The sequence below is a fragment of the Streptomyces sp. NPDC088745 genome (assembly GCF_044751045.1).
GTDB lineage: Bacteria > Actinomycetota > Actinomycetes > Streptomycetales > Streptomycetaceae > Streptomyces > Streptomyces cremeus.
In genome coordinates this window covers 133,621-142,567 of the sequence record NZ_JBIVLB010000001.1, presented here as the reverse complement: position 1 = coordinate 142,567, position 8,947 = coordinate 133,621, and the positions used below count along the sequence as shown (strand labels likewise).

General features: G+C 73.1%; 11 protein-coding genes. 8 read left to right on the top strand and 3 right to left on the bottom strand.

Going from position 1 to position 8,947, the window contains the following annotated elements; all coding sequences use genetic code 11:
* Window positions 1-303 precede the first annotated feature (303 nt).
* The 5 genes from ACIP93_RS00610 (at window position 304) to ACIP93_RS00590 (ending at window position 5,441) form a co-directional block, all read left to right on the top strand.
* On the top strand, window positions 304-984 hold the full coding sequence (locus tag ACIP93_RS00610) for a LuxR C-terminal-related transcriptional regulator (protein WP_345222092.1): 681 nt from the start codon (window positions 304-306) through the stop codon (window positions 982-984).
* Between the two features lie 144 nt (window positions 985-1,128).
* Window positions 1,129-2,172 (top strand): galactose-1-phosphate uridylyltransferase, encoded by a 1,044-nt coding sequence (galT, locus tag ACIP93_RS00605; protein ID WP_401754125.1) that lies wholly within the window; start codon window positions 1,129-1,131, stop codon window positions 2,170-2,172.
* The gene (galE, locus tag ACIP93_RS00600) at window positions 2,173-3,144 is read left to right on the top strand and encodes a UDP-glucose 4-epimerase GalE (RefSeq protein ID WP_401754122.1); all 972 of its coding nucleotides are present in this window, start codon (window positions 2,173-2,175) and stop codon (window positions 3,142-3,144) included.
* Window positions 3,141-4,298, top strand: a complete 1,158-nt coding sequence (gene galK, locus ACIP93_RS00595; RefSeq protein ID WP_401754120.1) for a galactokinase — start codon at window positions 3,141-3,143, stop codon at window positions 4,296-4,298. Before galE ends, galK begins: the two co-directional genes overlap by 4 nt.
* A 351-nt stretch (window positions 4,299-4,649) precedes the next feature.
* Complete coding sequence (locus ACIP93_RS00590) at window positions 4,650-5,441, top strand: LuxR C-terminal-related transcriptional regulator (RefSeq protein WP_401754118.1); 792 nt, start codon at window positions 4,650-4,652, stop codon at window positions 5,439-5,441.
* On the opposite strand, the gene tamR is transcribed toward ACIP93_RS00590, so the two are convergent.
* Window positions 5,397-5,897, bottom strand: a complete 501-nt coding sequence (gene tamR / locus ACIP93_RS00585) for a MarR family transcriptional regulator TamR (protein WP_345222106.1) — start codon at window positions 5,895-5,897, stop codon at window positions 5,397-5,399. The genes ACIP93_RS00590 and tamR overlap by 45 nt on opposite strands.
* 89 nt (window positions 5,898-5,986) lie before the next feature.
* Here tamR and ACIP93_RS00580 point away from each other — a divergent pair, with 89 nt between their 5' ends.
* The gene (locus tag ACIP93_RS00580; RefSeq protein WP_401754115.1) at window positions 5,987-6,790 is read left to right on the top strand and encodes a trans-aconitate 2-methyltransferase; all 804 of its coding nucleotides are present in this window, start codon (window positions 5,987-5,989) and stop codon (window positions 6,788-6,790) included.
* Entirely contained in the window at window positions 6,787-7,155 is a 369-nt protein-coding gene (locus tag ACIP93_RS00575; protein WP_401754112.1) for a VOC family protein, read from the top strand. The genes ACIP93_RS00580 and ACIP93_RS00575 overlap by 4 nt, the downstream gene beginning before the upstream one ends.
* Here the strand turns inward: ACIP93_RS00575 and ACIP93_RS00570 are convergent.
* Both ACIP93_RS00570 and ACIP93_RS00565 read right to left on the bottom strand, forming a co-directional pair.
* Window positions 7,142-7,747: a Uma2 family endonuclease gene (locus ACIP93_RS00570; protein WP_401755584.1), complete on the bottom strand. Its 606-nt coding sequence runs from the start codon at window positions 7,745-7,747 to the stop codon at window positions 7,142-7,144. The two genes, ACIP93_RS00575 and ACIP93_RS00570, sit on opposite strands and share 14 nt — an antisense overlap.
* A gap of 167 nt (window positions 7,748-7,914) precedes the next feature.
* Window positions 7,915-8,136: a hypothetical protein gene (locus ACIP93_RS00565; RefSeq protein WP_345222112.1), complete on the bottom strand. Its 222-nt coding sequence runs from the start codon at window positions 8,134-8,136 to the stop codon at window positions 7,915-7,917.
* Window positions 8,137-8,249: 113 nt separating this feature from the next.
* Between ACIP93_RS00565 and ACIP93_RS00560 the strand changes: the two genes are divergently transcribed.
* Window positions 8,250-8,858 carry a TetR/AcrR family transcriptional regulator gene (locus tag ACIP93_RS00560; RefSeq protein ID WP_401754109.1) on the top strand — a complete coding sequence of 203 codons (609 nt, stop codon included), beginning with the start codon at window positions 8,250-8,252 and terminating at the stop codon, window positions 8,856-8,858.
* Window positions 8,859-8,947: the final 89 nt, after the last annotated feature.

Genomic DNA, 8,947 nt, shown 5'->3' with positions numbered 1-8,947 from the left:
TTAGCCGCCCGCCCCGGCGTCCCTCCTGTTTTTGGGGGGCGGGGCCGTCGGGGGGGGGTCTTGGGGGGGGGGCGGGGGGGGGGGGGGCCCAACACCCCCCCCCCCCCCTTCCGCCGTCCGGGCCCGGAGGACCGCGCGACCTGCGGCTACCGCGTGATCAGTCCAACTGCACGCCGAACGCGGGCATTTGGCAACTTCGAGTGGCTTCTCGCGGGTAGGGGGCGCGCAACGTCGAACAAGCGTGTAGCTTGCCGGGTCAGGAGGCCGGGGGGCCTGCTTCTGGGGGAAAGTGGGGGTTGTCCGATGGGTGTGCGGCTCATGGTCGTCGACGACCACCGCCTGCTGGCCGAGGCGCTCGCCTCCGCCCTCAAGCTCCGCGGGCACCGCGTGCTCGCCGCCGCCGCGCCCACCGCGGGTGCGGCCGAACTCGTGGTGAGCCGGGCCCCGGAGGTCTGCCTGTTCGGCACGGCGACCCCGGCGGCGCCGGGCGCCTTCGACCCGATCGTACGGATCAGACGCGAGCGCCCCCAGGTCGCGGTGGTCGTCCTCGGACCCGTTCCCAGCCCCCGCGGCATCGCCGCGGCCTTCGCCGCCGGGGCGGCCGGATACGTACGCCACGACGAGCGCATAGAGGGCGTCGAGCGCGCCATGGTGAAGGCGCGGGCGGGGGAGGCGGCGATCGCGCCCGGCCTCCTGCACGGGGCCTTCGCCGAACTGCTCAACCCCGCCGCCCAGCCCGACGACGAGGGGCAGCGGCTGCTGCACCTGCTCACCCCGCGCGAGGTGGAGGTGCTGGTGCGGGTCGCCGACGGGGAGGACACCCGGCTGATCGCGGCGGGCATGGGCATCGCGCCCAGCACCGCGCGCACCCACGTCCAGCGCGTCCTGATGAAGCTCGGCGTCGGGTCCCGGCTGGAGGCGGCGGCGCTCGCGGCCCGCACCGGGCTGCTCGACCGGGCGACCCTGCCGCAGCGGGAGTCCTAGCGGTTCCGTGCCGTCCGCCGGGGCCGCCCGGCCGGGCCCGACGCGCCGACCGACGTGCCCACGGGCGCACTGCATTGACGATGCTGTGCGCCTGTGGTTTGTTGTGTTCGTTTCTGTTGGTGGGTGTGGGTGGATGAGGTGGCAGTGAAGAAGACGTCGACCCGGCTCGCCGACGGGCGGGAACTCCTCTACTACGACACGGCGGACGGCCGCGTCCGCGACGCCGTCGACCGGCGCCCCCTCACCCCCGTCGCCACCGCGTCCGAGATCCGGTACGACGCCCTGCTCGGCGACAGCGTCGCCGTCGCCTCGCACCGCCAGGACCGCACCTATCTGCCGCCCGCCGACGCCTGCCCGCTCTGCCCCACCCGGCCGGGCCACGAGAGCGAGATCCCGGCCGCCGACTACGAGGTCGCCGTCTTCGAGAACCGCTTCCCCTCCCTGGCCGGCGACTCCGGACGCTGCGAGGTGGTCTGCTTCACCTCCGACCACGACGCCTCCTTCGCCGACCTCACCGAGGAACAGGCCGCCCTCGTCGTCGAGGCCTGGACGGACCGTACGGCCGAACTCGCCCGACTCCCCGCCGTGGAACAGGTGTTCTGCTTCGAGAACCGGGGCGCCGAGATCGGCGTCACCCTCGGCCACCCGCACGGCCAGATCTACGGCTACCCCTACGTCACCCCGCGCACCTCCCTGATGCTCCGCTCCCTCGCGGCGCACGCCGAGCGCACCCCGGGCGCCAACCTCTTCGACGACGTGGTCGCCCGTGAACGCGCCGACGGCCGCCGCGTCGTCCTTGCGGGTGAACACTGGGTCGCCTTCGTCCCGTACGCCGCGCACTGGCCGTACGAAGTCCACCTCTACCCGCTGCGCCGGGTCCCCGACCTCCGCTCCCTGGACGACGCCGCCCGCGCCGAACTCCCGTCCTTCTACCTGGAGTTGCTGCGCCGCTTCGACCGCATCTTCGGCCCCGGCCAGCCTCCGACGCCGTACATCTCGGCCTGGCACCAGGCCCCCTTCCGGCACCCCCTGCGCGCGGACTTCGCCCTGCACCTGGAGCTGTTCACCGTGCGGCGCACCACCGGCAAGCTGAAGGTCCTCGCGGGCTCCGAATCCGGAATGGGTGCTTTCATCAACGACGTGTCGCCGGAGAGCGCGGCGCAGCGGATCCGAGAGGTGGCGAGCTGAGTGAAGTACCTGGTGACCGGGGGCGCCGGATACGTCGGAAGCGTGGTGGCGGCCCACCTGCTGGAGGCCGGCCACGAGGTGACCGTCCTGGACGACCTCTCGACCGGTTTCCGCGCGGGCGTCCCCGCCGGTGTGCGGTTCGTCGAGGGCCGCGTCCAGGACGCGGGGCGGGTGCTGGACGCCTCCTACGACGGGGTCCTGCACTTCGCCGCGTTCTCCCAGGTGGGCGAGTCCGTCGCCGACCCGGAGAAGTACTGGCGCAACAACGTCGGCGGCACCCTGGACCTGCTCGCCGCCATGCGGGAGGCCGCCGTGCGCCGCCTCGTCTTCTCCTCCACCGCCGCCACCTACGGCGAACCCGCCGTCACGCCCGTCACGGAGGACTGCCCGACCGCCCCCACCAGCCCGTACGGCGCCTCGAAGCTCGCCGTGGACCACATGATCGCCGGTGAGTGCGCGGCGCACGGCCTGGCCGCCGTCTCGCTGCGCTACTTCAACGTCGCCGGTTCGTACGGAAGTTCGGGCGAGCGCCACGACCCCGAGTCGCACCTCGTCCCCATCGTCCTCCAGGTCGCCCAGGGCCGCCGCGACTCCGTCTCCGTCCACGGCGACGACTACCCGACCCTCGACGGCACCTGCGTCCGCGACTACATCCACGTCGCCGACCTCGCCGAGGCCCACCTCCTCGCCCTCACCGCCGCCCAGCCGGGCACGCACCACATCTGCAACCTGGGCAACGGCACGGGCTTCTCGGTGCGCGAAGTCATCGACGCCGCCCGCGAAGTCACCGGCCACCCGATCCCGGAGGTCGTCGGCCCGCGCCGCGGCGGCGACCCGGCCACCCTGGTCGCCTCGGCCGACCGGGCCCGCACCCTGCTGGGCTGGCGGCCCTCCCGCACGGAACTGACGGACATCATCGGCGACGCGTGGCGCTTCGCCCAGGACAGGCGGAGCGAGGGGGAGCGGGTATGAGCACGGCCGAACCCGTCGCGGAATTCGCCGCGTTGTACGGTTCCGGGCCCGAGGGCGTCTGGGCGGCCCCCGGCCGGGTCAACCTGATCGGCGAGTACACGGACTTCAACGACGGCTTCGTGATGCCGTTCGCCCTCCCGCACACCGCCCGGGTCGCCGTCGCCCGCCGCACGGACGGGCTGCTGCGGCTGCACTCCGGCGACATCGAGGCGGGCGTCACGGAGGTGCGCGTCGCCGACCTCGCCCCCCGGCCGGGCGGCGGCTGGTGGACGTACCCGGCGGGAGTCGTCTGGGCGCTGCTCGAAGCGGGTCACGAGGAGGTGGCGGGCGGCGCGGACGTGCACCTGCGCTCCACCGTGCCGACCGGTGCGGGCCTCTCCTCGTCGGCGGCGATGGAGGTGTCGGTCGGCCTCGCCCTGGTCGACCTCCACGGGCTGCCGGTGTCGCGGCCCGAGTTGGCGCTGCTCTGCCAGCGGGCGGAGAACCGCTTCGTCGGAGTGCCGACCGGCATCATGGACCAGACCGCCTCCGCGTGCTGCGAGGCCGGTCACGCCCTCCACCTCGACACCCGGGACCTGACCCGGCGCCAGGTGCCCTTCGACCTGGCCGCCCAGGGGCTGGAGCTGCTGGTCGTCGACACCCGGGTCCAGCACGCGCTGGGCGACGGGGCGTACGCGGAACGCCGGGAGGGCTGCGAGGAGGGTGCGCGGCAACTGGGCGTGTCCCGGCTGCGGGACGTCCCGTACGACGAACTGGACGCACACCTCGGCAAGTTGGGCGACGAGCGCGTGCGCCGCTACGTGCGCCACGTCGTCACCGACAACCACCGGGTGGAGCGGGCGGTGGCCTGCCTGGACGCGGGCGACCCGCACGGTCTCGGGGAGATCCTGGCCGAGGGGCACGCCTCGCTCCGCGACGACCTGCGCGTCTCCTGCCCGGAGCTGGACCTGGTGGTCTCGGCGGCGGCGGAGGCCGGGGCGCTGGGTGCGCGGATGACCGGGGGCGGCTTCGGCGGCTCCGCCGTCGTCCTCACCGAGACGGCCGCCGCCCCGGCCGTGACCGAGGCCCTCACCTCGGCGTTCGCCGCGGCGGGCCATGCCGCCCCGGGGATCTTCCCGGCGGCGCCGTCACGGGGCGCGCACCGCGTCCACTGACCTCGACCAGCCCCGGGAGTACGACAGGAAAGGGTCGGGACCCGTGCACGGAAGGGCCATCTCCTCTCTCCTTCCGCCACAACCCCACACGCCGATCCCACGTCGGCCCCCGAGGCCAAACACTTCTGCAAATACCCTTCCGATCAACGCCCCCGCCCGTACTCTGAGGCTTGAGCACCGGTGGGGGCCGGTGCTGATCAGGGGGCGAGACAGTCGGATACGGCGCCCGGGGCAGGGGTAGGGATCGCACCGCACGGCGGCGGCCGTGCACGCACCCGCACCACCCGAGTCCCTTCCCGAGCGCCGCGTCCGCGCATGTCCGTCCTCCGACCCATGGGGGTGTCTGAGGCAGTGGTTCGAATCCGGGTCCTGGTGGTCGACGACCACCGCATCTTCGCCGAGTCGCTGGCTGCCGCCCTCGCGGCGGAGCCCGACGTCGACGTGGCGGCAGCGGGCAGTGGTCCCGCCGCCCTGCGCTGTCTGGAACGGGGAGCGGCGGAGGGCCGCGCCTTCGACGTGATGCTCATCGACGCCGACCTCGGCGCCGCCCTGCCGCTGAGCGGTCACCCGAACCACCATCCGGTGGCCGTCCCCGACCACCCGGGCGCCGACCAGGACGGCCTGGTCGACGGCATCTCCCTGGTCGCGGGTGTCCGTACGGGACACGCGGGCGTGCGCACCGTCGTCCTCGCGGAGAAGGACGACCCGCGCCGGGCCGCCCTCGCCCTCCAGGCCGGAGCGTCCGGCTGGGTCGCCAAGGACTGCTCGCTGCAACGCCTGCTGGCCGTCATCCGGGGCGTCCTGCGCGACGAGACCCATCTGCCGCCCGCCCTGCTGACCGGAGTGCTCCGCGAGCTGACCGCCGCCCGCAAGCACCGCACGGAGAGCGAACGCCTGGTGGAGTCCCTGACCCCGCGCGAGCGGGAGGTCCTGCGCTGCATGGTCGCCGGCCTCGGCCGCAAGGCCGTCGCCGAACGCCTCTTCCTCTCGCCCCACACGGTCCGCACCCACATGCAGAACGTGCTGGGCAAACTGGGCGTCCACTCCACGCTCGCCGCCGTCGCCCTGGCGCGCCGCGCCGGGGTCGGACCCGCGGACCTAGTTCCCGGGGACGTTGTCGAACGGGGCGGTCAACTGGCGTAGCAGACCGGCCAGTTCACCCCGCTGCGCACGCGACAGCTCGCCCAGGATCGCGCGCTCCTGCGCCAGCAGCCCCGCGAGCGCCTGGTCGGCCCGGTCCCGCCCCTCGTCGGTCAGCCGCACCAGTACGCCCCGCCGGTCACTGGGATCGGGCAGCCGCTCCACCAGGCCCTTCTTCGCGAGCCGGTCGATGCGGTTGGTCATCGTCCCGGACGTGACGAGCGTCTGGGTCAGCAGTTGCCCGGGGGAGAGCTGGTACGGGTCCCCGGCCCGCCGCAGCGAGGTCAGGACGTCGAATTCCCACGGCTCCAGGCTGTGCTCGGAGAACGCCAGCCGGCGCGCCCGGTCGAGATGGCGCGCCAGACGGGACACCCGACTGAGCACCTCAAGCGGCTCCACGTCGAGGTCGGGGCGCTCTCGGCGCCATGCTGCGACCAGTCGGTCGACCTCGTCCTCCATGCGGATCAGTGTAGGGGGTCTGTCGACATGAAGTCTCTTCAGATCAAGTCTCTTGACATCAAGACACTTTTGCGGTCACGCTTGCCGGCATGACCGCCCGTGACTCCTCCCCCGTCTGGGACCCCGCCCAGTACCTCCGCCACGCGGGCCACCGCACCCGCCCCTTCCTCGACCTCCTGGCCCGCATCGCGCCGCCCCGCGACCCCGCCCGCATCGCCGACCTCGGCTGCGGGGCGGGCAACGTGACCCGCCTGCTCGCCGACCGCTGGCCGAACGCCCGGGTGACGGGCTTCGACGACTCCCCGCAGATGCTCGCCCGCGCGGCCGAGCACGCCACCGACCGCCTGACCTTCGCCCGTGCCGACGCGACGACGTGGGCGCCGGCCCCCGCCTCGTACGACCTGATCGTCTCCAACGCGCTCCTCCAGTGGGTCCCCGGCCACACCGCGCTCATCCCCGCCTGGCTGGAGGCCATCACCCCCACCGGCACCTTTGCCTTCCAGGTCCCCGGCAACTTCGACGCCCCGAGCCACACGATCCTGGCGGAGCTGCGCGAGTCGCCCCGCTGGCGCTCCCGCCTGTCGGGCGTCGGCGACCGGTCGGGCGCGGTGGAGACCCCGGCCCGTTACCTCTCCCTCCTCACCTCCCTGGGCTGCGCGGCGGACGTCTGGGAGACCACCTATCTCCAGCTCCTCCCCGGCGAGGACCCCGTCCTCGACTGGGTCAAGGGCACCGCCCTGCGCCCGGTCCTCACCGCCCTGGCCGACGACCCGGAAGCGGCGGCGGCCTTCACCGCCTCTTATGCGGCGGCCCTCCGCACGGCCTACCCGCCCACCCCCGCCGGCACGGTCTTCCCCTTCCGCCGCATCTTCGCGATCGGAACCCGCCGGTGATCGCCGCCCTCGACCACGTCCAACTCGCCGCGCCCGTCGGCTCGGAGCCCGAGCTGCGCGCGTACTACGTCACGGTGCTCGGCATGCGGGAGATCCCCAAGCCGCCGTTGCTGGCGGCGCGGGGCGGCTGCTGGTTCGAGGCGGGCGGGGTGCGGCTCCACCTGGGCGTGGAGGACGGCTTCCGCCCGGCGAAGAAGGCCCACCCGGGAATCCGGGTCACGGACATCGAGGCGTACGGCGCGCGCCTGGCCGGGCACGGGGCGACGGTCCTCTGGGACGACGGCCTCCCGGGCCACAGGCGCTTCTACTCCGAGGACCCGGCCGGCAACCGGCTGGAGTTCCTGGAACGGCTCACAGCGTCCTGAGGGCGTCGAGCGAGATGTCGACGTCGATCCCGTACGGCACGCCGACCTTGAGCCGGTCGTGGTGGATGCCGGTCAGCGCGTACGTCTTCGTCAGGGGGTCGAGTTCGTAGACGCGGACGACGGGGTGCTGGTCGGCGCCGGTCATCTCGACGAGCCAGAAATGCGGGATGCCGGCCGCGGCGTACTTGTGCGGCTTGGTGTCGCGGTCGCGGGACTCGGAGTCGGGGGAGACGACTTCGACGGCGAGGAGGAGGTCGGCCGCCTGGTAACGGGTCTGCTCCGTGCTGGTGACGGCTTCGGCCCGGACGATCGAGACGTCGGGCTCGGGACCGTTGCGGCGGTCGAGCACCACGGTCATCTCCCGTCGCACTTTCAGATCGGCGGGAACGCTGCTGCGCAGGCCGGTCACCAGCAGGTCGATCATCGTGCTGTGGAAATCCCGCTGCGGACTCACGAAAACCAGACTCCCGTCGATCATCTCGGTGTGCGGCGGGAGATCGGGCAGCGTGAAAAGGTCGTCCACGGTGTAGCCGTCCTGCGGCGGCACCGGCCAACGGCAACCCGACGACTCGGCGATCGGCTCGGCGGTCATGGTGATTCCTCCCATGGACGGGATTCTGGGCCTGCTCCCTCACGGTAGCGGCCGAGATCGCGGCACGTACTCACAAAGAGTGACGCGCCCCGCTCTCCGAAACGCTCGTGAGCTGCGGGTCGGGGCTGTCCATGGGGGCGATCACGCCTGGCGGACGCGCGGCGGCGTCACCCGCGGCGGCCCAGCGCCTTCGCGCGGTCGTGGGCCCAGCCCGCGAGGATCACGCCGAAGAGGACGGCCGTCAGGTACGTGACCAGGTTGACGGTGAAGGGGGCGCCCAGGCCGCCGAGGAGGCCGGTGTTGTCGTGGTCGATCAGCAGGCGGATCGCGCCCTGGCCACCGACGACCACCAGCACCGCACCGATGATCTGGAGAATGTCGAACTTCATGGCGTACTGCCTTTCCCTGCGCGGACACGCGGCCAATACAATGCGCTTGCATTGTATTGAGCGGCGGGGGCGGATGCAATGCGATCGCATGGGAAAAGGAGGTGGGTGCGTTCATGCCCAAGGTGGTGGACCACGAGGACCGCAGGCAGCGGCTGGCCGAGGCCGTGTGGGAGCTGACGCTGCGCGAGGGGCTGGAGGGCGTGACCTTGCGGAAGGTCGCGGCCGAGGCCGGGGTGTCCATGGGGCAGGTGCAGCACTACCACGCCTCGCGGGAGGAGATGGTCCGGGACGCGGTCACCCGGGCGGTGGCCGCGCTCAACGCCCGCATCGAGACCTCGGTGAAGGCCGCCGCGGCGGGGGAGGAGGCGTCCGCGGAGGTGATCCTGCGGGAGTGCCTGTACGCGATGCTCGGCCGGGACGAGGAGGGAGCCAGGCTGCTGCGGCTGTCGGTGGCCGTCTTCGGGCGGGCGGTCTCCGATCCGGCGCTGGCGCGGGCGATGGCGCCCGATGACGGCGAACTCCTCGACCTCACGGCCGGCCTGATCGCCGGCGCCCGCGCCGAACGGGGAAAGCAGGCCATCGGCGACCCCCGTGTCGACGCGGACATCTGCTGGGCCCTGGCCACCGGCCTGGGCGTCGACGTGGCCCTCGGCCTGCGGACGGTGGAGGCGGCGGAGACGGTGCTCGGGTACCACCTGGAGGGCGTGCTCGGCCGGGAGTGAGTGGGCTGGGATATGCCCGGGGCATGTTCCCTCGTGCGGATGGAGGACGGCCGTTCCGGAGCGTACGTCGGCTCCGACGCCTAGCCTCG